Origin of the sequence: Cohnella candidum (assembly GCF_003713065.1) — a bacterium.
Classification (GTDB): Bacteria; Bacillota; Bacilli; order Paenibacillales; family Paenibacillaceae; genus Cohnella; species Cohnella candidum.
The window spans coordinates 458,225-484,921 of the sequence record NZ_CP033433.1; the positions used below are offsets into that span (position 1 = coordinate 458,225).

General features: G+C 57.6%; 26 protein-coding genes and 1 riboswitch. Of the genes, 24 read left to right on the forward strand and 2 right to left on the reverse strand.

Going from position 1 to position 26,697, the window contains the following annotated elements:
• The first annotated feature begins 22 nt into the window (after nt 1–22).
• The 10 genes from EAV92_RS02180 (at nt 23) to phoU (EAV92_RS02225) (ending at nt 8,892) form a co-directional block, all read left to right on the forward strand.
• Entirely contained in the window at nt 23–877 is an 855-nt protein-coding gene (locus tag EAV92_RS02180) for a phosphate ABC transporter substrate-binding protein (RefSeq protein WP_123039556.1), read from the forward strand.
• Nucleotides 878–970: 93 nt separating this feature from the next.
• The gene (gene pstC / locus EAV92_RS02185) at nt 971–1,930 is read left to right on the forward strand and encodes a phosphate ABC transporter permease subunit PstC (RefSeq protein ID WP_123043523.1); all 960 of its coding nucleotides are present in this window, start codon (nt 971–973) and stop codon (nt 1,928–1,930) included.
• The gene (gene pstA, locus EAV92_RS02190) at nt 1,927–2,772 is read left to right on the forward strand and encodes a phosphate ABC transporter permease PstA (RefSeq protein ID WP_123039557.1); all 846 of its coding nucleotides are present in this window, start codon (nt 1,927–1,929) and stop codon (nt 2,770–2,772) included. Before pstC (EAV92_RS02185) ends, pstA (EAV92_RS02190) begins: the two co-directional genes overlap by 4 nt.
• Nucleotides 2,773–2,884: 112 nt before the next feature.
• A complete protein-coding gene (gene pstB, locus EAV92_RS02195; RefSeq protein ID WP_123039558.1) occupies nt 2,885–3,640 on the forward strand; it encodes a phosphate ABC transporter ATP-binding protein PstB in 756 nt (251 codons plus the stop codon).
• 37 nt (nt 3,641–3,677) lie between these two features.
• Entirely contained in the window at nt 3,678–4,337 is a 660-nt protein-coding gene (phoU, locus tag EAV92_RS02200; RefSeq protein ID WP_123043524.1) for a phosphate signaling complex protein PhoU, read from the forward strand.
• Between the two features lie 239 nt (nt 4,338–4,576).
• The gene (locus EAV92_RS02205; RefSeq protein ID WP_420888799.1) at nt 4,577–5,527 is read left to right on the forward strand and encodes a phosphate ABC transporter substrate-binding protein PstS family protein; all 951 of its coding nucleotides are present in this window, start codon (nt 4,577–4,579) and stop codon (nt 5,525–5,527) included.
• A gap of 88 nt (nt 5,528–5,615) precedes the next feature.
• The gene (gene pstC, locus EAV92_RS02210; protein ID WP_123039559.1) at nt 5,616–6,542 is read left to right on the forward strand and encodes a phosphate ABC transporter permease subunit PstC; all 927 of its coding nucleotides are present in this window, start codon (nt 5,616–5,618) and stop codon (nt 6,540–6,542) included.
• Nucleotides 6,539–7,426, forward strand: a complete 888-nt coding sequence (gene pstA, locus EAV92_RS02215) for a phosphate ABC transporter permease PstA (RefSeq protein ID WP_123039560.1) — start codon at nt 6,539–6,541, stop codon at nt 7,424–7,426. The genes pstC (EAV92_RS02210) and pstA (EAV92_RS02215) overlap by 4 nt, the downstream gene beginning before the upstream one ends.
• A 10-nt stretch (nt 7,427–7,436) precedes the next feature.
• The gene (gene pstB, locus EAV92_RS02220) at nt 7,437–8,195 is read left to right on the forward strand and encodes a phosphate ABC transporter ATP-binding protein PstB (protein WP_123039561.1); all 759 of its coding nucleotides are present in this window, start codon (nt 7,437–7,439) and stop codon (nt 8,193–8,195) included.
• Between the two features lie 40 nt (nt 8,196–8,235).
• Nucleotides 8,236–8,892 (forward strand): phosphate signaling complex protein PhoU, encoded by a 657-nt coding sequence (gene phoU, locus EAV92_RS02225; RefSeq protein ID WP_123039562.1) that lies wholly within the window; start codon nt 8,236–8,238, stop codon nt 8,890–8,892.
• 69 nt (nt 8,893–8,961) lie between these two features.
• On the opposite strand, the gene EAV92_RS02230 is transcribed toward phoU (EAV92_RS02225), so the two are convergent.
• Complete coding sequence (locus EAV92_RS02230) at nt 8,962–9,420, reverse strand: GNAT family N-acetyltransferase (RefSeq protein WP_241158518.1); 459 nt, start codon at nt 9,418–9,420, stop codon at nt 8,962–8,964.
• Between the two features lie 172 nt (nt 9,421–9,592).
• Here EAV92_RS02230 and EAV92_RS02235 point away from each other — a divergent pair, with 172 nt between their 5' ends.
• From EAV92_RS02235 to EAV92_RS02265, 7 genes are all read left to right on the forward strand, one after another.
• Nucleotides 9,593–11,404, forward strand: coding sequence for a GGDEF domain-containing protein (locus EAV92_RS02235; protein WP_123039564.1), 1,812 nt, complete (start codon nt 9,593–9,595; stop codon nt 11,402–11,404).
• A gap of 131 nt (nt 11,405–11,535) precedes the next feature.
• A complete protein-coding gene (locus EAV92_RS02240) occupies nt 11,536–12,765 on the forward strand; it encodes an EAL domain-containing protein (protein ID WP_164472606.1) in 1,230 nt (409 codons plus the stop codon).
• A gap of 153 nt (nt 12,766–12,918) precedes the next feature.
• The gene (gene polA, locus EAV92_RS02245; protein ID WP_123039566.1) at nt 12,919–15,597 is read left to right on the forward strand and encodes a DNA polymerase I; all 2,679 of its coding nucleotides are present in this window, start codon (nt 12,919–12,921) and stop codon (nt 15,595–15,597) included.
• A 109-nt stretch (nt 15,598–15,706) separates the two neighbouring features.
• Nucleotides 15,707–16,606, forward strand: coding sequence for a DNA-formamidopyrimidine glycosylase (gene mutM, locus EAV92_RS02250; protein WP_123039567.1), 900 nt, complete (start codon nt 15,707–15,709; stop codon nt 16,604–16,606).
• Between the two features lie 91 nt (nt 16,607–16,697).
• The gene (gene ytaF, locus EAV92_RS02255) at nt 16,698–17,402 is read left to right on the forward strand and encodes a sporulation membrane protein YtaF (RefSeq protein WP_123039568.1); all 705 of its coding nucleotides are present in this window, start codon (nt 16,698–16,700) and stop codon (nt 17,400–17,402) included.
• Nucleotides 17,403–17,415: 13 nt separating this feature from the next.
• Nucleotides 17,416–18,012, forward strand: coding sequence for a dephospho-CoA kinase (coaE, locus tag EAV92_RS02260; protein WP_123039569.1), 597 nt, complete (start codon nt 17,416–17,418; stop codon nt 18,010–18,012).
• Nucleotides 18,009–18,590, forward strand: a complete 582-nt coding sequence (locus EAV92_RS02265; protein ID WP_123039570.1) for a lytic transglycosylase domain-containing protein — start codon at nt 18,009–18,011, stop codon at nt 18,588–18,590. Before coaE ends, EAV92_RS02265 begins: the two co-directional genes overlap by 4 nt.
• A gap of 81 nt (nt 18,591–18,671) precedes the next feature.
• Here the strand turns inward: EAV92_RS02265 and EAV92_RS02270 are convergent, their stop codons facing one another.
• Entirely contained in the window at nt 18,672–18,896 is a 225-nt protein-coding gene (locus EAV92_RS02270) for an alpha/beta-type small acid-soluble spore protein (RefSeq protein WP_123039571.1), read from the reverse strand.
• Nucleotides 18,897–19,015: 119 nt separating this feature from the next.
• Here EAV92_RS02270 and nrdR point away from each other — a divergent pair, with 119 nt between their 5' ends.
• From nrdR to EAV92_RS02300, 7 genes are all read left to right on the forward strand, one after another.
• Nucleotides 19,016–19,477: a transcriptional regulator NrdR gene (gene nrdR, locus EAV92_RS02275; protein WP_123043526.1), complete on the forward strand. Its 462-nt coding sequence runs from the start codon at nt 19,016–19,018 to the stop codon at nt 19,475–19,477.
• 112 nt (nt 19,478–19,589) lie between these two features.
• Nucleotides 19,590–19,676, forward strand: a riboswitch (cyclic di-GMP riboswitch).
• Between the two features lie 72 nt (nt 19,677–19,748).
• The gene (locus tag EAV92_RS24375; protein ID WP_164472607.1) at nt 19,749–19,922 is read left to right on the forward strand and encodes a hypothetical protein; all 174 of its coding nucleotides are present in this window, start codon (nt 19,749–19,751) and stop codon (nt 19,920–19,922) included.
• Nucleotides 19,923–20,103: 181 nt separating this feature from the next.
• A complete protein-coding gene (locus EAV92_RS02280; RefSeq protein ID WP_123039572.1) occupies nt 20,104–21,483 on the forward strand; it encodes an ABC transporter substrate-binding protein in 1,380 nt (459 codons plus the stop codon).
• A 77-nt stretch (nt 21,484–21,560) separates the two neighbouring features.
• Nucleotides 21,561–22,445, forward strand: coding sequence for a carbohydrate ABC transporter permease (locus EAV92_RS02285; RefSeq protein WP_123039573.1), 885 nt, complete (start codon nt 21,561–21,563; stop codon nt 22,443–22,445).
• The gene (locus EAV92_RS02290; RefSeq protein WP_123039574.1) at nt 22,438–23,256 is read left to right on the forward strand and encodes a carbohydrate ABC transporter permease; all 819 of its coding nucleotides are present in this window, start codon (nt 22,438–22,440) and stop codon (nt 23,254–23,256) included. The genes EAV92_RS02285 and EAV92_RS02290 overlap by 8 nt, the downstream gene beginning before the upstream one ends.
• Nucleotides 23,257–23,307: 51 nt before the next feature.
• Entirely contained in the window at nt 23,308–25,098 is a 1,791-nt protein-coding gene (locus EAV92_RS02295; RefSeq protein WP_123039575.1) for a sensor histidine kinase, read from the forward strand.
• Nucleotides 25,073–26,689: a response regulator gene (locus EAV92_RS02300; protein ID WP_123039576.1), complete on the forward strand. Its 1,617-nt coding sequence runs from the start codon at nt 25,073–25,075 to the stop codon at nt 26,687–26,689. The genes EAV92_RS02295 and EAV92_RS02300 overlap by 26 nt, the downstream gene beginning before the upstream one ends.
• Nucleotides 26,690–26,697 lie beyond the last annotated feature (8 nt).

Here is a 26,697-nt window from a genome sequence, read left to right on the forward strand (position 1 = left end):
TGGAGAGGGGAACATCAACGATATGAAAAAATGGTTTAAATCGCTCGGCGTCGCCGCTATGGCGATCGCGATTACGACGACCGGAGTCACCGCTGCAGGCGCAGCCAGCTCCCTTAGCGGCAAAATCGTCATCAACGGCTCCTCCGCGCTTCTTCCTCTGACACTGCAAGCGGCCAACGAGTTTAAGAAGCTGAACCCGAAAGTGAAAATTTCGGCTTCCGCCGCCGGTTCGGTAACGGGTCCGCAATCCGTCCGCAAAGGCATAGCCGACATCGGCGCTTGCGACTGGGATGCTTCGATGGACGTACCGGGCTTCAAGAAATTCGACGGCCAAGTCGCGAACCGCGTCGCGGTCATCCCGTTCGCTGCCGTCGTCAACAAGAACGTGAAAGTCGACAGCCTGACGAACAAACAGCTGGCCGACATTTTCTCCGGCAAAATCACGAACTGGAAAGACGTTGGCGGAGCCGATGCGGACATCGTCGTCGTCAACCGCGCTTTCGGTTCGGGCACGCGCGTTAATTTCCAATTGAAGGCGCTGAACGGCGTCGACTTCATGACGAAGGGCAGCAACTACAAAGAAGTCAAATCGAGCGGCGACATGAAGACGGCCGTCGACACGACTCCGAACGCGATCGGTTACCTGGATCTCGTATATGTCTCGGGCAGCATCAAAGCCCTGAAAATCAACGACGTCGCTCCGACGGAAGCCAACGTCATCAACGGCACTTATAAAGTTTGGGGCTACGGCTATTACATGACAAAGGGCCAGCCGACGGGCGCGACGAAAGCGTTCATCGACTACGTGCAAAGCGCGAAGTTCCAAAACGGTTCCCTGAAGAAGCTCAAATTCATCCCGCTTTCGGCGATGAAGTAAGAGCTTGCCTCGGAAGAGAAACCTATGAAACGGAAGCGGCCAGCTTCGGCGTTCAACGCGCCGGGCTGGCTTCTTCATGAAGGGAGCTTCGCCATGATCGAGTCTACCAGCAACCCGGCCATCGCCGTAAAAGGCGAACTGGGCCGCAGCATACGCACGGGATCCGGCCGGCGGACGGACCGCAAGAACCGGCTCCGATTCTACAACCGGGCGTTCCGCATCGCCTGCATTGCCAGCGCCGTGTTCGTCTGCCTCATTCTGCTTTCGATCCTGTTTTTCATGTTCCGGACAGGCGTGCTGACGTTCCAAACCGTGTCTCCCGCCAAGTTCTTCTTTTCGACGGACTGGTCGCCGGAGAACGAATCCTACGGCGCATTCGTATTCATTTTCGGTACGGTTGCCCTGACGGTGCTGACGCTGCTCTTCTCGGTTCCGATTTCCGTATTCGTCGCCGTATTCCTGGCGGAAGTAGCGCCGTTGTGGCTGCGGAACCTCCTTCGGCCGATCCTGGATTTGCTGGTCGGCATTCCGTCCGTCGTTTACGGATTTCTAGGCATGACGATTCTGATTCCGCTCCTGCGGCAGGCCGCGGGAACCGATCTGGCGGACGGGATATTGGCCGCTTCGATCGTGCTTAGCATCATGGTGCTTCCGACGATCAGCCGGATCAGCGACGACGCGATCAGCGCCGTGCCGAAGAAGTTCCGGGACGCTTCGTACGCGCTGGGAGCCACCCGGTTCCAAACGACCTTCCGCGTCGTGCTGCCTTCGGCTCGCAGCGGCATCCTGTACGGCGTGATCCTGGGCATGGCCCGGGCCGTCGGCGAGACGATGGCGGTCGTCATGGTCATCGGCAACACGCCTCAGTTGGCCGACGCTTTCCTGAAGCCGACCTCCGTCCTGACCAGCAACATCGTCATGCAAATCCCGAACGTGCCGTTCGATTCGACCTGGAATTACGCTCTGTACATGATGGGCTTCCTGCTGCTCGCGATTTCGCTGCTGATGATCGTCGTGATCCGCGTCGTTCAGAGAAGGGGGGCCAAACGGTGAACCGCGTCAAGAACCGCATTTTTACGATTGCCGTATGGACCATCGCTTCCTGCGTGATCCTGTTCGTATTCGGTCTTCTCTTTTTGATTTTGCAGAGGGGCTTGCCTTCCTTGACCTGGGATTTCATCTTCGGGCTGCCCAGCGAGATCGAAGAAGGAGGGGGCATCGGGCCCGCGTTGTTCAATTCCTTCTATATGTTGATCATTTCCATGGCGATCGCCATTCCGCTCGGCATGGCCGCCGGCATTTATCTCGCCGAGTTCGCGCCGGACAACAAATGGATCGGATTCGTCCGCATTTGCGTGGAAGGGCTGGCATCCGTGCCGTCCATCATTTTCGGCTTGTTCGGAATCGCCTTGTTCGTTGAGATGTTCCAACTGGGACTGACGATTATCGGCGGCGCGGTCAGCCTGGCCTTCCTGAACCTGCCGGTCATTACGCGCGTTACCGAAGAAGCGATCCGGGCGGTGCCCGGGGAACTGAGAAACGCGTCATTCGCGCTCGGAGCCACCCATTTGCAAACGATTCGGCGGGTGCTCATTCCCTCCGCGGTCAACGGGATCGTGACGGGGATTTGCTTGGCGGCGGGGCGCGCGTTCGGAGAGAGCGCCGTCATCATCTTGACCGCAGGCGTTACGACTTCCGGCGTCATGTGGGATTTCAATCTGTTGTCCCCGGGTGAAACGTTGGCCGTGCATCTGTGGTACGTGCAGTCGGAAGCCATCGTTCCGGACGCCCAGGAAATTTCGCAGAAAGCGGCGGCGGTGCTGTTGTTTCTCGTGCTTGCGATCAACGTCGTGTTCCGGATTCCGCTGTGGGTTCGGGAAAGAAGATTCCGCTGACGGCTCCCGATTTTACATTGCGTTAACAATTCGCGCACGCCTGCTTTACAAAGGCCGAGTATAATTCGCGGGGTAAGACTTAAATCTATTAAATTCGAGCGGAGGAGCTCCTATGCAAGCGTTAATCGAGATCGATCGCTTGAATTTGTTTTACGGAACGTTTCACGCGCTCAAAAACGTATCGATGAACATTCCCGAAAAGGCGATCACGGCCTTCATCGGTCCGTCGGGCTGCGGCAAATCGACGCTGCTCCGGTCGCTTAACCGGATGAACGACATGATTCCCGGGACTTCCATAGAAGGTGAGATCCGGATTTCCGGCGCGGATATCTACGGCAAAGACATCGACGTGGAGACGCTTCGCAAGAAGGTCGGCATGGTGTTCCAGCAGCCGAATCCTTTCCCCAAGTCGATTTACGATAACGTAGCTTACGGTCCCCGCCTGCACGGGATCACGAGCCGCCAGAAGCTCGACGAAATCGTGGAAGCCAGCCTGCGCGGAGCCGCCCTGTGGCATGAGGTCAAAGACCATCTGAAGCGTTCCGCGCTGAGTTTATCCGGCGGTCAGCAGCAGCGGCTGTGCATCGCACGGGCGCTCGCCGTGGAGCCGGACGTGCTGCTCATGGACGAAGCGACTTCCGCCCTCGACCCGATTTCGACCCTGAAAATCGAGGAACTGGCGCAGGAGTTGAAAAATAAATATACGATCGTCATGGTTACGCATAACATGCACCAAGCGGCACGCGTATCGAACCAAACGGTGTTCTTCCTGAACGGCGAGGTCGTAGAATACGCCGAAACCGAGAAGCTGTTCTCCAATCCGGAAGATCAGCGTACGGAAGACTACATCAGCGGACGCTTCGGATAAGTATTATTTTGAACAGAGAGCGGAGGAAGCATCCATGATGGTCAAACGGAGAGAGCTCGATCACGGGCTCGACGAAATACAGCAGCTGCTGGTTCAAATGGGACACCGCGTCGAAACCGCGCTGACCGAGGCCATGGAGGCTTTAAGAACGCTGAATATTAACGAAGCCAGGCGCCTGATCGCGGAAGACCTGGAGCTCAACGCGCTGGAGATGCATATCACCGAAATCGGCGCCAAGCTGATGGCGACGCAGCAGCCGGTGGCGAAAGATTTGCGAAACATCCTCGCGGCGCTCAAAATCAGCAGCGACCTGGAACGGATGGGCGATCTCGCGGTCGATATCGCCAAGGCCGCCGTCAGGCTGGAAGGCCAGGAACTGATCAAGCCGCTCATCGATTTGCCCCGTCTGGCCGAGATGGTGCGGGCCATGGTCGCCGACTCCGTCCGTTCTTATTTGGAGCAGAACGTCGACCTCGCTTACAAGCTCGACAAGGACGACCACGAGGTAGACGCGCTCTACAGCCAGATTTTGCGGGAACTGTTCTCTCTGATGGCGACTGATCCTTCGACGATTTCCCAATCGATGCTGCTCAGCTTCGTGGGGCGTTATATCGAACGGATCGGGGACCACGCTACGAATATCGGGGAAAGTACCGTGTATCTCGTAACCGGCAAGCGGCCGGATTTGAATACCTAATCGCGAACAGCCTTTTTAAAGGCTGTTTTTTTGCGCTCCGAGAAGCGCCAAACAGGAAATGTAAACGCTAACATGGCATTCGATTAACGCCGTGTATATTTTACATTCCGTTAACAAAACGAAAACATGACCTTGAAAAAGAGACGCTAGAATTACAAATGTGAGAGGGAGCGAGGATAGGAATCCAAGCCGCTTACAAAAAAAGAGGTCCTTATATGAGGAAGGGGAAATCAAACATTATGAAGAAATCGCTCGTCCTGGTTCTGACTTTGATCGTCGCCCTGACATTGGCAGCATGCGGCAAGAACAACAACGAAGGCGCCGCATCGGGCAGCCCGAGCGCTTCCGATTCCGCGCCTGCAAGCTCCGCCAGCGGCGAAGCTCTCAGCGGTACGATTCTCGCTGCAGGTTCCACGGCTCTCCAACCTCTGGTTGAACAAGTATCGACGAAATTCATGGCAGACAGCAAATACAGCGGCATCAGCGTAACCGTCCAAGGCGGCGGCAGCGGCGGCGGCCTGACGCAAGTGCAAGGCGGCCAAGCCGATATCGGCAACTCCGATATCTTCGCCGAAGAGAAATTCAAAGACGCAGACGCCGACAAAGCCAAAGAACTGGTTGACCATCAAGTCGCCGTCGTCGCGATCGCTCCAGTTGCCAACCCGAACGTCGGCGTAGACAACCTGACGAAGCAGCAGCTGGTCGACATCTTCTCCGGCAAAGTCACGAACTGGAAAGACGTAGGCGGCGCGGATCAGAAGATCGTCATCGTCAACCGTCCGAGCAGCTCCGGCACGCGCAAAACGTTCGAAAACCTGGCACTCGGCGGCCCGTCCCAAGACCTTCCGGGCTCCATACAAGAAGATTCCTCCGGCACGGTTAAGAAACTCGTAGGCGAAACTCCGGGAGCCATCGGCTATCTCGCGCTTTCTTACCTCGACAACACCGTGAAAGCATTGAAATACGAAGGCGTTGACGCTTCGGTCGAAAACATCACGACGGGCAAATATCCGGTATGGGCTTACGAGCACATGTACACGAAAGGCGAACCGACTCCGGTCGTCAAAGCGTTCCTGGATTACCTGATGTCCGACGAGATCCAAAAATCCGACGTCACGGATATGGGCTACATTCCGGTCGGCGACATGAAAGTGGCTCGCGACGTGAACGGCACCGTATCGAACAAATAAATAGACAGATTACTCCGGGCTTGATTACACCACAAGCGGAAGAGGTCGACAAATGTCGGCCTCTGTCTGCCGTTAAAGGAGAGACCCTATGAATTCCCCCGTCAAGCGAGAGAATGCAGCAGCGGACCGGGTCAGCCATTTTCCCAAGCATATAAGAGAAGAGTGGGTCGGAAGGGTGTACGTGTATGCATGCGTGGCCCTTCTCGTCGTGACGATTTTCTCGATCGTCTGGTTTATCGCGTCGAAAGGATTGACGCCTTTCGTCTCCGGGGCGATCCGAATCCAAGACTTGCTGACGGGCCGGGTCTGGAAGCCCGAGGGCGAACCGCCCCTGTTCGGAGCGCTGCCGTTCCTCGCCGGTTCGGCGTACGTTTCGTTCATCGCCGCGGCGATTGCAGCTCCGTTCGGCTTCTGTGCCGCTGTTTTCATGACGCAGATCGCTCCGAAGGTGGGACGCCGCGTACTCCAGCCGGCCATTGAGCTGCTCGCGGGTATCCCTTCCGTCGTATACGGCTTCGTAGGCTTGTCCGTCATCGTGCCGTTTCTGCGCGATACGTTTCCGGGACAAGGCTTCGGCATTCTAGCCGGATCGCTTGTGCTGTCCATCATGATCCTGCCGACCGTCACCTCGATCGCGACGGACGCGCTCAGCACACTCCCCGCGGGACTAAAGGAAGGTTCGTTCGCGCTGGGAGCGACACGTTGGCAGACGATCTACCGCCTGATCCTGCCCACGACGCTGCCGTCCTTGCTGACGGGCATCGTGCTCGGCATTTCGCGTGCGTTCGGCGAAGCGCTGGCCGTGCAGATGGTCATCGGCAACGCGCCTCACGTGCCGACCTCGCTGCTGCAGTCCGCAGCCACGCTGACGAGCATCATTACGCTCGAAATGGGCAATACGGTCGGCGGCTCGCTGCATAACAACACGCTGTGGAGCTTGGCTCTCATTTTGCTGGTCATGACCTTCTTGTTCGTCTTTATCGTCCGATTGCTGGAAAGGAGGGCCAAACGATGAAACCGAAAATCACGGACCGCATCGCTACCGGCGTCATCATCGGCATCGCGGGGATCATCATGGCGATTCTCGCCGGCCTGATCGTCTATCTGCTTTATCGCGGGCTTAGCCACATCAGTTGGCACTTCCTGACCTCGCCTCCACAGTCCTTTAAAGTGGGCGGCGGTATCGGGCCCCAGCTGTTCAACTCGCTGTATCTGCTCGTGCTTACCATGATCATCACGGTCCCGCTCGGCGTCGGCGCCGGCATTTATATGAGCGAATACGCCAAGGCGAATAAACTGACCGGGTTCATACGGCTGGTCGTCGAAGTTCTGTCGTCCTTTCCTTCCATCGTCATCGGCTTGTTCGGTTTGCTCGTGTTCGTCAATCTGTTCCACATGAAATATTCGCTCGCAGCAGGCGCCTTGGCGCTTACGGTGTTCAACTTGCCTCTGATGGTAAGGATCACGGAGCAAGCTTTGCGCGGCGTTCCGCGTGAACAGAAGGAAGCGGGGCTTGCACTCGGACTGTCCAAATGGAAAACGATCCAGTCGATCATGCTGCCGATGGCTTTCCCGGCGATCATGACCGGGACGATCCTCGCGGCGGGCCGCGTATTCGGCGAAGCGGCCGCCTTGCTATTCACGGCCGGCATGACGACGCCGAAGCTCGACTTCACCAACTGGAATCCCGCGGATCCCCATTCTCCGCTCAATCCGTTCCGTCCGGCGGAGACGCTGGCGGTGCACATCTGGAAAATCAACAGCGAAGGGCGGGCGCCCGACGCTCCCGAAATCGCGGCCGGCGCTTCCGCCGTTCTGATCATCATCGTGCTGCTGTTCAACTTCGGCGCCCGCATGCTCGGCCGGGCGATCTACCGCAAGTTCACGGCGACGAAGTAGGAGGGATCCCATGAGCGAAACGGCATTTTACACGAAGGATCTGTCCGTCTTCTACGGCGAAAAACAGGCGATCAAAAACATCAGCATGGATTTTCCGTCGCGCGAGGTCATCGCGCTGATCGGCCCGTCCGGGTGCGGCAAATCGACGTTCCTCCGCTCGCTGAACCGGATGAACGACGTCATCGCGGGCGCGCGCGTCGAGGGAGAAATCTGGATCAACGGCCGGGACATCAACGACAAGGGCACCGACGTCGTACGGCTGCGACAGAAAATCGGCATGGTGTGGCAGAAGCCGAATCCGTTCCACAAATCGATTTACGAAAATATCGCGTTCGGTCCGCGTTACCATGGCGTCCGCAAGAAAAGCGAGCTGGACGAAATCGTCGAAAACAGCCTGCGCAAAACGGCGCTGTGGGACGAGGTCAAAGACCGGCTCCACGGATCGGCTCTGGCGTTGTCCGGCGGACAGCAGCAGCGCTTGTGCATCGCGCGGTCGGTCGCCGTACAGCCCAGCATCCTGCTCATGGACGAGCCGGCGTCCGCGCTTGATCCGGTCTCGACGGCCAAGGTCGAAGAACTGATCGCCGAACTGAAGCGCGACTACTGCATCGTAATCGTTACGCACAACATGTATCAAGCCGCGAGGGTGTCGGATAAAACCGGCTTTTTCCTCATGGGGGATCTCGTCGAATACGACGAAACCCAGAAGATCTTCACGAATCCGTCGCACCGGTCGACGGACGACTACATTTCCGGACGGTTCGGTTAATCGGAACGCCGGGGTCGAGATGACAAGGGAGGCCGTCTAGATGGTGACGCGCAGGGAACTGGACGAAGGGTTAAAGCATTTGCAGGACATGCTGTGCCGAATGGGAGACCTTGTGGGGGTGCAGCTGAAGGATGCGATGGCGTCCTTGGTCGGCTTGAACGCCGAAGAAGCCCGGCGCGTCGTCGCCGAGGATCCGGCGCTGAACCGGATCGAAGAACAGATTTCCGAGGAGGCTGCCCGCCTGATCGCGACGCAGCAGCCGGTGGCGAAGGACTTGCGGAAAATACTCGCCGGGGTGAAGATCGCTTCCGATCTCGAGCGTATGGGCGACTTGGCCGTGGACGTCGCCAAAGCGACGATCCGGCTGGAAGGACAGGCTCTGGTGAAACCGCTGGTCGATCTGCCTCGCATGGCGGAATTGGTCCGGACGATGATCGCGGATTCGATCCGCGCCTACGTGGAAGAGAACGTGGACCTGGCGCACAAGATGGCCAAGGACGACGACCAGGTGGACGGTTTGTTCGGCGTCATTTTCATGGACCTCGCGGCCATTATGGCGGCGGATCCCCAGACGGTCAGCCAATCGATGCTGCTGTCGTTCGTGGCCCGCTACATCGAGCGGATCGCCGATCATGCGACGAATATCGGCGAAAGCGTCGTGTATTTGGTCACCGGCAAACGCCCCGATCTGAACTGAGTGGTTGTCGCGACAAACGGAGTGCAGACCCGCAGGGGCCGGCACTCCGTTTGTCGTATGCGGCAGGATTTATATTTCCATCGTCATAAAGACGCTGTAAGGGTCCAATATATAATCCGCGAACGGCCCGCATTCACGAAACCCGAAACGGGCGTACAGTCTTCTCGCCGGCTCGAAGGCGTCCATGGAGCCGGTCTCCAGACTTAGCCTCGCATAGCCGCGCCGCTTGGCTTCGTCGATGATGTGTGCGAGCATCTTTGCCGCAACGCCTTTCCTCAGGTGGGCGGCGGCCGTCCGCATCGACTTGATTTCCCCGTGGCCGGCGTCCAGCTCCTTCAATGCGCCGCAGCCGGCGAGTTCTTCCCCCTCCCATACGCTCCAGAACGTGACGTCCGGATGTTTCAATCCGTCGACGTTCAATGCATGCACGCTTTCCGGCGGGGAATGCAACGCCATACTGCGAAGATGCTCGCCGATGAGCGCTCTGATTTCGACTCCGGTTAAATCGTCCCGTTTAATATCGAAGATTCTCTCCAAATTCATCCCTCCGGGGTTCTATTTAAGATAAGTATACTTGGAAATTTACAAGCATTTAACATGTTTTCGACATTCAACGGACAAGCTCGTGATATTTTGAAGGAAATAGGAAAAACGAACCAAATTCCAAGCGGGAAGTGGGATTTTGGTCGGAGGGATCGCGATGGAAAAAAAGTTCGGCAAAGGATTGGACGTCGAAACGACGGAGCGGCTCGCGGCGGAGGTCATCCGGGTCGGCTTTGTATCCGAGGGACCTCCGGCAGGAGAAAGGATCGGCGTGCGTTATTCGCCTATCGTTTCGCTGACCGACGGCTCCTTGTTCGGGTACGAGGCGATTCCGTTCGATACGTGGAGCCAAGCAGACTGGAAAACCGGAGATTTCTACGGCCTTTCCGAGCGGGAGGGAACGCTGTACGATAATGACCGGCGGTTCCGGGAAATGGCGATCGGCGGCATTCCTTCGAGAGTGCCGGCTGTAAAGCTGTTTCTGCCCGTGCCCGCCCGCATCGTGTTCGAACCCCGGCTGTATCCCGGAAGCACGCTGGAACGCATAGAAGCGGCGGGCTTGCGGCCCGAGCAAGTCGTCCTCCTGCTGACGGACGAAACGGACAGCCATGCGGGGACCTTCCATGCGGCGATTCGCCATTATCGGACGCAAGGCTTCCGCATGGCCTTCTCCGGAATGAAAACCGCGCGGGAGTCCCTGGAACGGATCGTGGAGCTGAAGCCGGACTACGTCCGGATCGGAAGGGAATGGTACCCCCGCGAAGCGAGGGATCCCGCGGGCGAATGTTTGCTGCAAGCGGTGGCGGCGCTTGGCCGGAAAGAGAAGTTCGTGCTGATCGCGGAAGGGGTGGAGCGGGAGGATCAACTGCGTCCGCTCATGTCCGCGGGCGTCGGCTGCGGCCAAGGGCCGTGGATCGGCGCGGCGTCCGTAAGCGCCGAACCCGTCAACCGGCTGGTCACGGACCGGATCCGTCAGGAAATGAGGCGAAGGTTCCGCGGATCCGCCGGCGGACTGGTGGAATTGGCGGAACCGGCCGTCGCCTTTCCCGGCTCGACGCCTGTGACGGAGATCGCCAGGCGATTCGAATTGCATCGGGAAGCGCCCGGCTTCGTGATCGTCGAAGAAGGCAAGCCGGTCGGCATGTTAATGAGGGAAAAACTGCACCAAATGCTGGCCCGCCAATTCGGCCTCCCGCTGTACGGCAACCGTCCCGTATCGAAAATCATGGATGCCCAGCCGCTCGTCGTCGACGAAGGAACGCCGGTGGACCAGTTGTCGCAAACCGCGATGGCTCGGGAGCCGGACAAGCTGTATGACGCGGTGATATTGACCCGAAACGGCGAGGTCTCGGGCATCGTTTCGATCCGGTCCTTGCTGGAGTGGGTCACGCAGGCACGGATGTCGGATGCCCAATGGGCGAATCCTTTGACCGGCCTGCCGGGCAATGAACCGATCCGGCGCGAGCTGTCCAGGCGCCTGGAAGAAGGCCGGCCTTTTACGGTATTGTACGCGGACCTGGACCATTTTAAATGGTACAACGACCGGTACGGATTCCACCGCGGGGACGATGTCATCCGCTTTACGTCGGAGGCGCTTCAGTCGGCGGTTCGCAAATACTGTCCCGAAGACAGCTTTGTCGGGCATATCGGCGGCGACGATTTCATCGCCATTTTCGATTACGGCAATCCGGTCCGAATCGGGGAGGAAGCGCTGTCGGAGTTCGACAACGGCATCTCTTCCTTTCAGGACCGTTCGCATGGCCAAGTCACCGACAGGTCGGGGAAAGCCGTGCAAAGCGCCGGACTCTCCTTGTCCCTGGCCGTGCTCTCCTGCCAGAAGGCGGAGGGCTGGACGCCGGAGCGGCTGTCGGAGCATTCCGCGCTCCTGAAGAAGGAGGCCAAAAGCAAGCCCGGCAGCGCTCTCGTTTGGAAGACGCTCGAGGAATACCGGGCGGTCGCCGGCTGCTAAGGTTTTTACCGTGCGTTAATGCGGTTCACGACGAACGTTAACACTTTTTTGATAATCTGAAGCGGCACGATTCGACAAGAACGGCCTGGAGGCTTCGGATGAGATCGGCGATAGATGGAGGTATGGCTCCGATGGATATGTTTACGAGGGACCCATGGGGCAGGAGCGGGACATGGCCGGAAGCCGGGGCGCTGGGGCTGATCGGCTTGGATTTGCCCTTGTACGGAACGCATGAGGGCCCGCTGCCCGACGCGGAGGAGCCGGTTCGCTGGAACGCATGGCTGAGCCGGGTGCTCGGAGGGGATGCGGTCCGGTTCGGGGACCGGATCGGTTCCCATCTGTGGCTGTTCGCGGACATGTCGGGCATCGAAACCGCGCGTTCCCTGGTTGATCTCGAAGGCCTCGCCCGAAAGCTGCGTGAACGTCTGCTTGCGGATTCCGACGAACTGCTGGGCGTGCGGGCGGGGTTCCATCATCGGGCGGACAGGGGCTACGGAGCGGCCGTCGTTGCCGGTCCCGCCTCGCGCCCGTTCCAACACCGTCTGTATGAAGCGTTCCTCATGGCGGCTTCCAAGCTTTCGGGCTGGGGGCGGACCGAAAAGGAGACGCAAGCGGGGCTCGAGATGGAGCGCATCCTGCGCGAGGGGGATATCCGCAGCGCGTACCAGCCGATCTTCCATTTGCGCGGAGGCCATTTGTACGGTTATGAAGCGCTGACCCGTTGTCCGAAAGGCAGCTTGTTTGACGGTCCTCTGGCCTTGTTCAGGTTCGCTGATCGGGAGGGCTACTCCTTCGCGCTCGACCGACTGGCACGGGAAACGGCGATCCGTTCCTGTCCGTTGCTCGGTCCGAAGCAGAAAATTTTCATCAACGTCAATTCCGGCATCATGAAGGACCCGCATTTCGTGTCCGGACAAACGCGCCAGTGGCTGGCGGCCAGAGGGCTGCAGCCGGGACAGGTCGTGCTGGAGCTGACGGAGCGCGACTCCATCGACGATTTCGAGGAAGCGAAGCAAATGCTGGACCATTATCGCAGCCAAGGCTACGAGATCGCGATCGACGACGCGGGCGCCGGGTACTCTTCCCTTCAGGCGATCGTGGAGTTGAAGCCGGATTACATCAAGCTGGACAAATCCCTCGTCCAGAACGCGGACCGGGACGAAATGAAATTGCAGATGCTCCGAACGTTCGTCCGCTTTTCCAAACGAATGAGGATCCGCACCGTCGCGGAAGGAATCGAAACGCCGGAAGAGCTTCAGTTGGTCCGGAAGATGGGCATCGATTTCGGCCAGGGCTTCCTGATCGGCAGGCCCAGCGAGCATCCGATCCTTGCGTTCCCCGCCGGGATTGGACTCGGATAATGCGATAACCCGGATGGTAACCCGTCTCCCGCCTTCCCGGCGGAGATGGGTTTTTCGCGTTCGGCACGATTCGGCCCGCGGATTCCGCTCCCGATTCGCCGTATGGTATGATAGACCAAAGGAAGCGACAAGTCGGTGAGGTGGATACGGTTCATGGCCAAAGGAACGGACAAGCTGATGCTGATCGACGGCAACAGCATCATTTACCGGGCGTTTTTCGCGATACCGCCGTTGACCAACAGCAGCGGACTGCAGACGAACGCGGTGTACGGATTCACGACCATGCTGCTGAAGGTGTTGGAGGAAGAGAAGCCGTCCCATATTCTCGTCGCCTTCGATGCCGGGAAAACGACGTTCCGGCACGAGGGTTACGCCGAGTACAAGGGAGGCCGGGAGAAAACGCCGCCCGAGCTGTCCCAGCAATTCCCGGTGCTCAAGGATCTCATTCGGTCTTTCTCGATCTCGCAATACGAACTTCCCGGGTATGAGGCGGACGACATTATCGGAACGCTGTCCCGGTTGGCGGAGGAAGAGGGCCGCGAGGTCGTCGTGGTGTCGGGCGACAAGGACTTGCTTCAGCTCGCGTCCGACAAGGTCACGGTGCTGCTGACGCGCAAAGGCGTCACCGAAGTGGAGAAGTACGCGCCGGAAGACGTGAATGCCCGCTACGGCCTGAAGCCGGAGCAGATCATCGACCTGAAAGGCCTCATGGGGGATCCGAGCGATAATATCCCGGGCGTTCCGGGCGTCGGCGAGAAAACCGCCGTGAAGCTGCTGCAGGAATTCGGCTCTGTCGAGAACGTGCTGGACAACATTCCGAACCTGAAAGGAAAGCTGCGGGAAAACATCGAGAATAACGTCGACAACGCGCGGATGAGCAAACAGCTGGCCACCATTTTCCGGGAGGTGCCGCTGGACCGCACCGTGGACGACGTCGCTTGGAGCGGGTACGACGCCGCGTCGCTGGCTACCGCGCTTCGCAAGCTGGAGTTCAAGTCGCTGATGGAACGTCTGGATCTCAGCGGGGCGGATGCCGGCTCAGGGGAGTTGGCTAAGGCGGAAATCGAGTACGAGACGATCATCGTAGGCGATGACGCGGGCGGCTGGGAGCAGTTGGACGCCTCGCTGCCCGACGCCGATACTTTGATCATCGAAGCGGCCGGAGACAATCCGCACGCGAGCGAAGGCATCGGCCTCGCGGTCATGGCGGATTCCCGCTGCTTCGTGCTGGCTTTCCCGCAGCTCAAGTCGGAGAAGGCTGAAGCGCTGCTCACGTGGCTGTCCGATCCTGAAGCCGCCAAGGCGGGGTACGACCTTCACCGGGCGGAGCTTGTGCTGGCGCGGGCGGGCATCAAGCTGTGCGGCCAGACGTTCGACGTCCAGCTCGCCGCTTATTTGCTGGATCCGACGGAAGCGGATCCTTCGCTGACGGGACTGCTTCAGCGGCACGGCCTGCCTTCGGTGGCTTCGGACGAGTCGGTGTACGGCAAAGGCGCCAAGTTCCGCGTACCGCCGACCGAGGAGCTGGCCGCCCACCTCGCGGCCAAGGCGGATGCGGTCCGCCGATTGAAGCCGGTGCTGGAGGACGAGCTCGAGCGGCTCAACATGAGCAAGCTGTACCACGAGCTGGAGCAGCCGCTCGCCGTCGTACTTGCGGGGATGGAGCTGCAAGGCATCAAGTGCGAGAGCGGCACTTTGCAGGAGCTCGGCAAAGACTTTCAGGCGCGGATCGAAGGGATCATGTCGGATATCTACCAACAGGCCGGGACTGAGTTCAATATCGGTTCGCCCAAGCAGCTCGGGGAAATCCTGTTCGACAAGTTGGGCCTCCCTGTCATCAAGAAAAACAAAACCGGCTACTCCACGGACGCCGAGGTGCTGGAGAAGCTTGAACCCTATCATGAGATCGTCCGGCTTATTCTCCATTACCGGCAGCTGGCGAAGCTCCAGTCGACGTATATCGAGGGACTGCTGAAGGAAATCCGGCAGGATACCGGAGGCAAAATCCATACGTTCTACCGCCAGACGATCGCCGCGACGGGGCGGCTGTCCAGCCAATATCCGAACCTGCAGAACATTCCGATCCGGCTGGAGGAAGGACGCCAAATCCGCAAAGCGTTCGTGCCTTCCGAGCCCGGATGGCGTATCCTTGGCGCCGACTATTCTCAGATCGAGCTCCGCGTGCTGGCGCACATTTCCGGAGACGACCGCCTCAAGGAAGCCTTTTTGCAGGAAATGGACATCCACACGAAAACGGCGATGGACGTGTTCGGCGTTCCGAAGGAGCAGGTGGACGCGAACATGCGCCGGTCGGCGAAAGCGGTCAACTTCGGCATCGTTTACGGCATCAGCGATTACGGGCTTTCCCAGAACCTGAACATTACCCGGAAAGAAGCGGGGGCGTTCATCGAGCAGTATTTCAGCGTGTTCCAAGGAGTCCGCAAATACATGGACACGATCGTGGAGCAGGCCAAGCAGGACGGCTATGTCACGACGCTGCTGGGACGCCGGCGCTATTTGCCGGATATCCGGGCTTCGAACTTCAATCTCCGTTCGTTCGCGGAACGCACGGCCATGAATACGCCGATCCAAGGCACGGCGGCCGACATCATCAAGCTTGCGATGGTCCGGATGGACGAGGCGCTGCGCGAACGGAACCTGCAGAGCCGGATGCTGCTTCAGGTCCATGACGAATTGGTGTTCGAGGTGCCGGAAGAGGAATTCGAAACGATGAAGGTGCTCGTTCCCCAGGTGATGGAATCGGCCTTGGAGCTGGACGTGCCGCTGAAAGCCGACGTCAGCTTCGGTTCGAATTGGTACGAGGCGAAGTAAGCCGGGCCGAACCGTTAAATATTGCTTAAAGGCCGGGACAAGTGGTCCCGGCCTTTGTCATCCGGTATAATGAAACCATTCGCAATCTTTTGGGAAGCAGGTGAAACCGGTGCCGGAATTGCCGGAAGTGGAAACGGTCCGCCGCACGTTGAACGCGCTCATTGCGGGAAAAACGATCTCCGAGGTGACGGTGAACCTTCCCCGCATCTTGCAGAAACCCGACGATCCCGCCGCGTTCTCGGCGATTTTGGAAGGGCGTACTTTCACGACCGTGGAACGGCGGGGGAAGTTCCTTCGCTTGCTGCTGGACGGGGTGACGCTCGTCTCGCATCTCCGGATGGAAGGACGCTACGGCCTGTACCGTTCGGAGGAACCGGTCGAGCCCCATACGCACGTCATTTTCCGTTTCACGGACGGAACGGAACTGAGATATAAGGATGTCCGCCAGTTCGGTACGATGCATTTGTTCGCGCCGGGTGAAGAATGGTCGGCTCCGCCGCTGAATAAACTGGGATTGGAGCCGCTCTCGGCCGAATTCACGCCGGAAGCGTTCGCGAAGGCGCTCGGCAAGCGCACGACGAAAATCAAACCGCTGCTCCTGAACCAGGAGGTTATCGTCGGCCTCGGGAATATTTATGTCGACGAAGCGCTGCACGCTTCCGGCATTCATCCGGAACGGACGGCGGATTCGCTGACGAAGCGGGAGAAAGAGAAGCTGTACCACGCCATTATCGATACGCTGAACGCGGCCGTGGAAGCGGGCGGTTCTTCCGTGAAGTCATACGTCAACGGCCAAGGCGAGATGGGCATGTTCCAGCATCGGCTTCGCGCTTACGGACGCACCGGCGAACCCTGTGACACCTGCGGCAGGCCGATCGAGAAATCCGTGGTCGGCGGGCGCGGCACGCACGTTTGCCCGGCCTGCCAGCGAGCGCCCCGCGGTACGCGGCAAACGCTCAAAGCAGCACGCGGCAACGCGGTCAAACACCGATTGGACGGCAAGCAATAGAGGTTCAATATCGGCTTCGGGAAACTTCCGGGGCATTCGCCCGCTTCCCTGCATAGGATGGTTGAGAACATCATCCGGGGGGAGAAACGGCATGCTGGCTTCGTTCACATCGCTGATTCTGCTGTCTTTCGCCGTCAGTCTCGACGGGTTCGGGGTCGGGATCACGTACGGCGTACGTAAAATCAGAATCCCGATTCCGTCGGTCATGATCATCTCGGTCTTTTCCGGATTGGTCATCTTGTTGTCGATGACGGTGGGTAATCTGCTCGTCAAATGGATGTCCCCTCACGGCGCGTCGTCGGTCGGCGCCGTTATCCTCATCGGGATCGGCATTTGGGCACTCGTCCAATTCGCCAGAGGCGGCGACTCCGATGACACGGAACGTGCGGCGGGCAGATCGAAAAGGGCTGCCGCCGGCGCCGAGAAAGCAGACGATTCGCCCGTACCCTTGAAGAGGGAGCTATGGACGTTCGAAATCCGGCAGTGGGGCATCATCATCCAAATTCTCCGCACGCCTGCGGCCGCGGATATGGACCGGTCGGGTACGATTTCCGCCGGCGAAGCTTCTCTGCTCGGTGCAGCGCTCTCGCTGGACGCGTTCGGAGCGGGAATCGGAGCCGCGATGGTCGGTTTTCCGCCGCTGTTAACGGCTGCCTTGATCGCCGCGTCGAGCGGATCGTTCTTGTGGATCGGAACGCGCGTCGGCTTCCGCGTATCGGGCTGGAGATGGGTCCGGCGACTGACGGTGCTGCCCGGCATTATTCTCATCGCCATGGGACTATTCAAACTGTTATAGAAGGAAGATGCACATGAACATCGGACTAACGGGAGGTATCGCCACCGGGAAAAGCACCGTGGCGAGCCTTCTTGCCCGGCGCGGCGCTCTGCTGATCGATTTGGACCGCATTGCCCGGGAAATCGTGGAGCCGGGACAGCCGTCTCTCGAAGCGATCGCCCGGGAGTTCGGACAAGCCGTATTGCAGCCGGACGGCACGCTTGACCGGAAGAAGCTCGGCTCTATCGTGTTCGCCGATACCGATCGCCGTAAAGCGCTGGAGAGAATTACGCACCCGGCGATCCGCGCCGTCATGAAAGAACGGATGCAGGCATACGAATCGGAGTTTCCGGAGCGGCTGACCGTGGTGGATGTTCCGTTGCTGTATGAATCTCAGCTGACTTCGTATTTCAGCAAGGTCATGGTCGTCTACGTTCCGCGTGAAGAGCAGCTTCGCCGGTTGATCGAACGGGACAAGCTTTCGGCAGCGGAAGCGGAGAGAAGGCTGGCCGCCCAAATGGACATCGAAGAAAAGAAGCGGCTCGCGGACTACGTGATCGACAACGGCGGCAGTCTCGAGGATACGGAGCGTCAGATCGAACGGTTGTGGCGGGAAATGGGGCTGGCATGACGAAAAGGAAAAAAATCAAGGGAAAACGGAAGCGATGGTTCCTGCTCCTGCTCATCGTCGTCCTCGCGGCCTTATTCATCCGTTCCGAGTGGATCGGCCGGCTCGTGTATCCGGTGTATTACATGGACGAAATCAAGCAGAATGCGGAGCGTTACGGCCAGGATCCGCTGCTCATCGCGGCCATTATCCGGGTTGAATCGAATTTCAAGGAAAATGCGGTATCGCCCAAAGGGGCGGTCGGGATCATGCAGCTGATGCCGGATACGGCCAATTGGATCCTGAAGCAGGAAAAGTTCGGGGAAATGACGGTCGAGGATGCGGGACAAAGCGCCGACGCCGGCATCCGGCTGGGCACTTGGTACGTGAAGGAACTGCGCCGGCAATTCGGAGACAGCCTGCCCGTCGTGCTGGCCGCTTACAATGCGGGGCCGAACCGGGTCAAGCAGTGGCTGAACGATAAGGTGTGGGACGGCAGCGAGAGCACCGTGCGCGATATTCCTTACGGAGAGACTAGACATTACGTACAGCGTGTGATGTATTATTATAAGAAGTATCAGAAGATTTACGACGAGAAGTGAGCTTCCCGGCCTATATTAAAGAGGAAGCCTTGAAGCGCTTCCGCCTCAAAGCTTCCCTTTATTTAAGACAAATTGTTGCGATTAGCGGTTTGCACCGAATTGACCGGCAAGTTGTTGTTCGGCGATTTGGACCAGTTGACGGGTGATGTTACCCCCGATACGGCCGGCGTCTCTTGTAAGGATGTTACCGTAGTAGCCGTCCTGCGAAAGGGTTACGCCCAGGGATTGAGCTACTTCATATTTCATTTGGTCCAGGGCTTGGTTCGCTTGGGGAACGACCAGTTGGTTGCTGCGGCGGTTGCTCATGATCTTCACCTCCTTGCGGTTGGTAATCGTATTGTGTCCGTTTCCTCAGGTTTCATGATAGGAGAATGTTGGAATTAAAATCTTTTTTTCGAGCTTGCGAAAGGGGTCCCTTCCGAATCATGAAATGTCCGTACTGCGACTACAACGGAACCAAAGTGCTCGACTCCAGGCCGGCCAACGACAATAAGTCGATCCGCCGCCGCCGCGAGTGCGAGAAGTGCAACCGTCGCTTCACGACGTTCGAGACCGTGGAAGAAACGCCTTTGGTCGTGATCAAGAAGGATGGCAGCCGCGAAGAGTTCAGCCGGGACAAGGTCCTGCGCGGGCTGCTCCGAGCCTGCGAGAAACGCCCCGTTTCCGTTGGGCAGCTGGAGGTCATCGTTTCCGACGTCGAACGCGAAGTCCGCAACACGGCCCTCGCGGAAGTCGAGAGCCGCGTCATCGGGGAGCTCGTGATGGAAATGCTGTATCCCGTCGACGAAGTGGCTTACGTCCGTTTTGCGTCGGTGTACAGGCAGTTCAAGGACATCAACATGTTCCTGAAGGAACTGAACGGACTCATCAGCAAACACGGCATGTGAATCCATCCGCCGAGTTAGGATTGCCGATCGTCGATACATTCATGCGAATTGATCAAATCCTATTGACCGGAGCGGAATGAACTGATATCGTACGGATATAAGCGCATAAACCCGCTGATAAAGGCAAACTTGCCGAAAGGCAAGGACGCAAAGCTATGGGTCTAATGTTCCTCGGGACGATGACTGCCAAGCCGCCAAAGGGGTGTTTCCTCACCCTCATTGGCTTCCGATGAAGGGTTTTTTATCGTTAAAACACGATAGGGGGAAAACAATGCGTTCTTACATGATGCCGAGCGCCAACGGAGGCGTAGACACCTTAAGCGATCGCGAGCTGGAAGAGCTCGTTTACGACATCGTGGAAAACATGGCCGAACAAGATATCCGCGAGCTGTGCCTCGCGCTCGAGATGATTTGCTGCCATATGCGGCCGGCCGTTTATCATTGATTTCGATTCCGATTCCGATGCAGCGAATACTCGTTGCATCTTTTTTTGTTGCGATAAGCCGAGCCAACTTCCTTCATGGAGAGTTATCGATGTTGAGTTTTCGTTATTTCATCCGAATCCCGGGTTCTATATGCTGAAAATAGAAAGCGCATCCAATATGATCCAAAACGGAGGGTTAAGGATGAATTTGTTGCAAAGACGGCTGAGCGCCGGACTCGCCATCGTGATGACAGTCGCGATGCTAGCCGGATGCTCAGGCAAATCGGGCGGCGGCTCGGCAGAAAGCACTATGAAGGCGGAACCGTCCGCTAAAGCGAGCGCGAGCCCCTCGAGCGGACAGGCGGCGCCTTCCGCCAAGCCATTCGAAGGCAAGACGATTAATCTGGTCACCGCCAACCATCCATGGGCCGACGCCATCAAACCGCTGATACCGGATTTCGAGGCGGCAACGGGGATGAAGGTCAACGTACAAGGTTATTTCGAAGACCAGCTGACCCAAAAACTGACGGTTCAATTCACCGCGGGTTCCGAAACGCCGGACGTTTTCATGTATCGCCCTTTGCAGGAAGGCAAGCTGTTTTTCAAAAACGGCTGGCTGCAGGCGCTGGATGATTACGTGAACAAAGATCCCGCATACGATTTCGCCGACATTTCCAAATCCGCAATCGGGACGGCCACGGTCGACGGCAAACTCGCCGGCATCCCCATTATCTCGGAACAGGAAATTTTGTATTATCGCAAAGACCTGCTGGAGGCTGCGGGCATTCCGGTTCCGAAAACGATCGATGAGTTGGTCGCCGCGGCGAAGAAGCTTCATGATCCCGGTAAGGAGATGTATGGATTCGTTGCCCGCGGGCAGCGTTCGCCGCTCGTCACGCAGGTGTCCTCGTTCCTGTACTCGGAAGGCGGAGACTTCATGAACGGAGACAAGGCTTCGATTAACACGCCGGAAGCGTTAAAGGCCTTCACGACGTACGGCACGCTTCTGAAAGACTACGGCCCTCCCGGTGTTCTGAATATGTCCTGGCCGCAAGCGTTCGGCATTTTCGGCCAAGGGAAGGTCGCTTTCCTCACGGACGCGAATTCGCTTTACAAGAACGCTACGGATCCGTCCAAGTCCCAAGTGGCCGACAAGGTGGGTTTTGCACCGTTTCCGGCGGGTGCCGCGGGATCCAAGCCGTATAACATCACCTCGTGGGGATTAGCCATCAATGCCAAATCCGTCGACAAAGACGCGGCTTGGGCATTCATCCAGTGGGCAACCAGCAAAGAAATCGTGCTGAAAACCCAGGAGAAAGGCAACCCGGGAGCGCGCACTTCCGTCTGGGACAACCCCCAAGGAACGACGGGATTTCCGCCGGAACTGGTGGCCGTCATCAAGGAAAGCGTGAAAGGCGGCATCGACCACGATCGTCCCACCGTCATCAACGTCGGGGAAGCGCGCGACGCGGTAGGCGAAATCGTGCAGAAGATCATTACCGGCGAAACGAACGTGCAGCCCGTCGCGGATAAAGCGAACGAAGCGCTGCAGGCGGTCATCGATAAGGACAAAAACAAATAAAAGCCGAACGGTCAAAAGGGTCATTCCATGGCCCTTTTGGCTTATACGGCAACGGCGAAGAGAGGAAGGAGAGTCCCATGCCCTACAACTGGTTCGACCGAAACCTGAAATGGATTTACGTGCTTCCGGCGGTGGCATTCGTGCTCGTGATGATGCTGTTTCCGATTCTGTATACCGTCCGCATCAGTTTTTACGAATGGAGCATGTCCGCGATTACCCCGCCCAAATGGGTTGGGCTCGATAATTACGCAGCCTTGCTGAAGGAGAGCAGATTCTGGCACGCGGCCGGTTCGACCTTGTATTTCACGGTTGTCGCTCTCGCGGTCGAAGTCGTGCTGGGCGTCGCGATCGCGCTGCTGCTCTCGCGCGAATTCCGCGGCAAAAACCTGGTCAAGACGGTATTCTTGCTCCCGATGGTGGCGACGCCCGTCGCGATGGGGCTTGTCTGGCTGTTGATCTACGAGCCGACGATCGGCGCGGCCAATTTGATGCTCAAAGCCATCGGGTTAAAACCGATGCTCTGGCTCGGCTCTCCGGCCCAAGCGATCCCTTCTCTGATCATCGTTGACGTATGGCAGTGGACGCCGATGATTTCCCTCATCGTCATGGCGGGATTGGCCACGATTCCGAGAGAGCCTTACGAGGCTGCGGACGTGGACGGCGCCGGCAGATGGAAGAAGTTTGCGTCCATTACGCTTCCGTTGCTGCGACCGACGATCCTGGTCGCCGCCATGCTGCGGCTGATCGACGTGCTCAAAACCTTCGACATCATCTACGCCACCACGCAGGGCGGTCCGGATCTTGCCACGGAGACGCTGAATATTTACGGTTACGTGCTCGGCTTTCAATATTTCAAGCTCGGCATGGCGTCTTCCCTGCTGGTCCTTTTCTTCGCGTTGGTGATGGGACTGACGCTCGTGATGATCTGGATGCGCAAAAGAATGGAGGCCCAGTATGACTAAACGCAACAAGACGGCACGGCTCATCATGGGCGTTTTAACGGCTGCGGTGCTGCTCGCGTTTGCCTTTCCGTTCCTTTGGATGCTGCTCGCTTCTTTCAAGACGCAGTCCCAAATCATGTCCACGGGCCAGCTCTTCGCATTCAAGCCGACAACGCATAATTACGCGAGCGTGTTCGAAGAGTACGATTTTCTCGGTTATATCCTAAACAGTCTCGTCGTAGGTCTCGGTTCGACGGTGCTCGCGCTGCTGCTCGGCCTCCCTGCCGCATATGCCATCGCGAGGCATCATCTTCACAAGCTCGGATTGGTCATTCTCGTCGCCCGGATCATTCCCGGCATTACGTTCTTGATCCCATGGTTCATTCTTTTCTCGAAAATCAAACTGGTGGACACTTATACGGCCTTGATACTCAGCCACATGCTGGTGGGACTGCCGTTTATCATTTGGATCATGATTTCCTTCTTCGAGGCGTTGCCTAAAGAAATCGAGGAAGCCGGCCTGATCGACGGCTGTACGCATCATCAAGTGTTCATGCGCGTTATCCTCCCGATCTCCGGTCCCGGGGTCATCACTTCATCCTTGCTTTCTTTCATTTTTTCTTGGAACAATTTCATGTTCTCGATCATTCTGTCCGGGGACAAGACGAAGCCGCTTCCGGTAGCGGTCTTCAACTTCATGTCCTACTCGGAAATCAACTGGGGCGCGTTAATGGCGGCGGCATGCGTCATTACGTTGCCCGTGCTGGTCATCGCGCTTCTCGCTCAGCGATATGTCGTCAACGGTCTAGCCGCCGGAGCCGTCAAAGGTTAAAATGTAACCGTTGCCAAGATGGCATATACGCGCGCGGGAAGGTGACCGGCAATGAAGTACAGACTGAACATTTTCAATAAAATCCTGACCCTGGTCGTGCTTCTGTTGGCGCCTATCTTGCTGCTGTACAGCTATTCCAACCGTACGGCCAATCAGGTCATCCAAGAGGAGATCCAATCCTCCAATTTGAATCGGCTATCCTTTTTTCTATACCAAATCGATTCCGCGATCGAGAATCTATCGATGTTCCCGGTCATCTTGAGCCTGGATCCCCATATCAATGACTTCGTCGAGCAGGAGGAGCATCGATCGGCGGAATCGCTGAAGGCGGAATCCCGAGTCGTGGACAAACTTGGCCTGCAGAGCGTGTCGAGCAGCTGGTCCAACGATTTGTCGCTGTTTCTCCCCCGCGACCGGAAGGTGATTTCGACCAACATATTTCTGCACGGAGCCGCGAGGCAAGGCACGTGGAGGGACCGCATTCATTCGTCGTGGACGTTCGAAACCGATGCCTCGCGAGGACAGCCTGTCGGATCCTTCATTCGCGAAATCGGGGAGCCGACGAGAGCCGTTTCTTTCTCCGAGGCGAACGCGGTTTTTCAAATTCGCTTTCCGGTACAAAACATCAGCGATCTGCTCGACGTTTCGAAGAAGGACAAACAAAGCGATCCGTTTTTATACCATCCCGGTTTCGATCCGATTGGAAACAGCACTTCGGCGAAACGGACCGTTCGCGAGATCGCCGACAGGTTGGGCCGAGGTACGCTGCCGGATACCGGCCAATTGCGCATGGTGGCGGACGGTCAGCAGGTGCTCGTAAGCTACGTGAAGTCGCGCCAATTGGGATGGTACCTTGTCGACTATGTACCGGAGCAGCGCATATTGTCTCCCATCGCGAAATCAAGAAACCTGTTTTACGTTTCGGTAGCCCTGTTGCTCGGGATGAGCGTGCTTGCCTCTTTCCTGCTCTACCGGAACGTGCAGATTCCGATTAAAAATATCATCCGCAGCCTCCAACGGATGAAGCGGGGAGACTTATCCGCGCGCATCCGCTACCGATCCAAAAACGAATTCCAGTTTCTGATCCAGCGATTCAACGAAATGGCGGAGCAGATCCAGAAACTGGTCGAGGTCGTTTATGCGGAGAGAATCAGTTCTCGGGAAGCCGCCTTAAAGCAATTGCAATCGCAGATCAATCCCCATTTCCTGTACAACTCTCTCTTCTTCATGATCAACTCCGCTAAAATCGAGGACAGCGAAGCGGTGATCGCAATGGGAGAAAATTTGGCGGAGTATTACCGTTATTCGACGAGAGTAGAGAACCAAACGGTGCGCCTGGGAGAGGAGCTCCATCTCGTCGAAAATTATTTGAGCATCCAGAACATGCGGATGCACCGCTTGGCATACAGGATTACCGTACCCGACTCCATGCTCGGGGAAGAGGTTCCCCGCTTGATCCTGCAGCCGATCGTCGAGAATGCCGTCATTCACGGGGTCGAGCACCGGGAAGGCGGCGGGACGATCTCCGTGATGGGGGAACAGGATGCGGAAGCGAACAGGTTGATCGTGGAAGACGACGGGGAAGGAATGGCCGAGATTGACCTGCAAAACCTGCGGATTAAGCTGATGCAGCCGATGTCCGAGGAAATCGGCTGCGGGGTATGGAACGTCCATCACCGCTTGAAGTACCAATTCGGCGAAAGGTCCGGCCTTACGTTCGGGCAGTCCGCCTGCGGCGGACTGCGTGTGGTGTTGGAATGGGAAAGGAAGAAGGGCGCGTCCGAACCGGTAGATGTCCATGAGGGAGGCGTCCGAAGTGGTTCAACTGTTGATCGTCGATGACGAGGTACACGTCGTGGAGCGGTTCTCCCAGACCGTAGATTGGAGATCGGTTGGGATCGAGCAAGTGCACAAAGCTTACTCCGGCGCAGAAGCCTTAGCTTTGCTCGAACAGTTCTCGGTCGATATTGTCCTGACGGACATCCGGATGCCCGGCATGGACGGGCTGCAGCTCATCGGGGATATCCGCCGGCGATGGCCAAGGACCAAATGCATCCTGCTTTCCGGCTATTCGGAATTCAACTACGCCAAGGAAGCGATCTTGCACCGTACGGAAGATTACTTGCTCAAGCCGGTGAAAGAACAAGAATTGATCGCCGCCGTAGAGAAGGTCATCCGGAAGCTTCGCTCCGAATGGGATGAGGTATTGTCCAGGCAGCGGTTGGCCTATACGCTCAAGGAAAATCTGCCGCTGCTCCGTGCCAACCTGCTTCTCGACTTGCTTCAAGGCCGAAGAATGGACGAATCGGCGCTCCGTCAGAAAATGGAGCTGCTCGGTATTTCTAGAAGCGCCGAAGACGTTTTCGAGCTCCTGATGATCCGCCCGGAGGATACTTTGGGATATGACGCCGACAGCCTTTCTCTGATGGAATACGCCATCGGCAACATCGTCGAGGAATTGTTCGGCGAAAGGTACTCCTGCTGGCAAGCCAAGGATTCGCATGATTATTTGGTCTTCGTGCTGATGGACAAGGCGCCGGCGACGCCCGCGGCCGACCCCGCGTGGTTCGAGCGCACCGCCTCCCAGTTGCAGTCTGCGGTCAGGGCTTATCTCAAAGGAAAAATATCCGTATTGGTGAGCGGCCAAGGGCGGTTTCCCCAGGAGCTTCGCGAGCTATACGACAGGTCCGTCTCTTTGTTCCGCAGACGGTTCGGCAACGCGGAGGAACTCTTAATGCGGCTCGGAGAAGCGCAGCGGATGCCGGCGGAGATCGGATCTCTGCATCGTCTGTATGAACCTCCTTCGTTGATTCATTTGCTAGAGGCCGGGCGTTGGACGGATATCGGCGAGAAGCTTCAGTGCGCATTCGCCGAGCTGGAGAGCCAATACGGCTGTTTCCCGGAGCGGCTGCTGGAGGTTTACTTCGCGATCGCGTCGGCTTACTCCTATATCTCCCATAAGAACGGAAAGCCGCTCGGCGAACTGCTAGGGGAAGACTTCGACAGGATGTCGGACGGAAAGCCGTTCCGCACCGTGAAAGGATTGAAGGAATGGTCGCTGCGCGGGCTCGAGCGGATCCGGGACGACATGGACCAGGAGACGAAGCATTCGCGCGCCGCGCTCATCAACGAAATCCGCGGCTTTATCGAACAGAACGTCTTCAAAGACGTTTCGCTGCAATCCATTTCCGAGCACGTCTACCTGCACCCGGTATATGTCTCGAAAATTTATAAGCTCGTAACCGGCGAAAATTTGAGCGACTACGTGCAGCGGGTCCGCATGGAGAAAGCGGAATTCCTGCTTAAGAACAGCGGGGTTAAAATTTACGAAATCGCGGCGCAATTGGGTTATCAGCGTCCTCATTCGTTCCATCATGCTTTCAAGAAGGCTTTCGGCATGACGCCTCAGGATTACCGGGATCAATATTCTTGAAGGGGAGA

Excerpts from the sequence above, each read along its gene's own strand:
- EAV92_RS02180 (WP_123039556.1), top strand. The coding sequence starts at position 23 with ATGAAAAAATGGTTTAAATCGCTCGGCGTCGCCGCTATGGCGATCGCG.
- pstC (WP_123043523.1), top strand. The coding sequence starts at position 971 with ATGATCGAGTCTACCAGCAACCCGGCCATCGCCGTAAAAGGCGAACTG.
- pstB (WP_123039558.1), top strand. The coding sequence starts at position 2,885 with ATGCAAGCGTTAATCGAGATCGATCGCTTGAATTTGTTTTACGGAACG.
- phoU (WP_123043524.1), top strand. The coding sequence starts at position 3,678 with ATGGTCAAACGGAGAGAGCTCGATCACGGGCTCGACGAAATACAGCAG.
- EAV92_RS02205 (WP_420888799.1), top strand. The coding sequence starts at position 4,577 with ATGAAGAAATCGCTCGTCCTGGTTCTGACTTTGATCGTCGCCCTGACA.
- pstC (WP_123039559.1), top strand. The coding sequence starts at position 5,616 with ATGAATTCCCCCGTCAAGCGAGAGAATGCAGCAGCGGACCGGGTCAGC.
- pstA (WP_123039560.1), top strand. The coding sequence starts at position 6,539 with ATGAAACCGAAAATCACGGACCGCATCGCTACCGGCGTCATCATCGGC.
- pstB (WP_123039561.1), top strand. The coding sequence starts at position 7,437 with ATGAGCGAAACGGCATTTTACACGAAGGATCTGTCCGTCTTCTACGGC.
- phoU (WP_123039562.1), top strand. The coding sequence starts at position 8,236 with ATGGTGACGCGCAGGGAACTGGACGAAGGGTTAAAGCATTTGCAGGAC.
- EAV92_RS02235 (WP_123039564.1), top strand. The coding sequence starts at position 9,593 with ATGGAAAAAAAGTTCGGCAAAGGATTGGACGTCGAAACGACGGAGCGG.
- EAV92_RS02240 (WP_164472606.1), top strand. The coding sequence starts at position 11,536 with ATGGATATGTTTACGAGGGACCCATGGGGCAGGAGCGGGACATGGCCG.
- polA (WP_123039566.1), top strand. The coding sequence starts at position 12,919 with ATGGCCAAAGGAACGGACAAGCTGATGCTGATCGACGGCAACAGCATC.
- ytaF (WP_123039568.1), top strand. The coding sequence starts at position 16,698 with ATGCTGGCTTCGTTCACATCGCTGATTCTGCTGTCTTTCGCCGTCAGT.
- coaE (WP_123039569.1), top strand. The coding sequence starts at position 17,416 with ATGAACATCGGACTAACGGGAGGTATCGCCACCGGGAAAAGCACCGTG.
- EAV92_RS02265 (WP_123039570.1), top strand. The coding sequence starts at position 18,009 with ATGACGAAAAGGAAAAAAATCAAGGGAAAACGGAAGCGATGGTTCCTG.
- EAV92_RS02270 (WP_123039571.1), bottom strand. The coding sequence starts at position 18,896 with ATGAGCAACCGCCGCAGCAACCAACTGGTCGTTCCCCAAGCGAACCAA.
- nrdR (WP_123043526.1), top strand. The coding sequence starts at position 19,016 with ATGAAATGTCCGTACTGCGACTACAACGGAACCAAAGTGCTCGACTCC.
- EAV92_RS24375 (WP_164472607.1), top strand. The coding sequence starts at position 19,749 with ATGCGTTCTTACATGATGCCGAGCGCCAACGGAGGCGTAGACACCTTA.
- EAV92_RS02280 (WP_123039572.1), top strand. The coding sequence starts at position 20,104 with ATGAATTTGTTGCAAAGACGGCTGAGCGCCGGACTCGCCATCGTGATG.
- EAV92_RS02285 (WP_123039573.1), top strand. The coding sequence starts at position 21,561 with ATGCCCTACAACTGGTTCGACCGAAACCTGAAATGGATTTACGTGCTT.
- EAV92_RS02290 (WP_123039574.1), top strand. The coding sequence starts at position 22,438 with ATGACTAAACGCAACAAGACGGCACGGCTCATCATGGGCGTTTTAACG.
- EAV92_RS02295 (WP_123039575.1), top strand. The coding sequence starts at position 23,308 with ATGAAGTACAGACTGAACATTTTCAATAAAATCCTGACCCTGGTCGTG.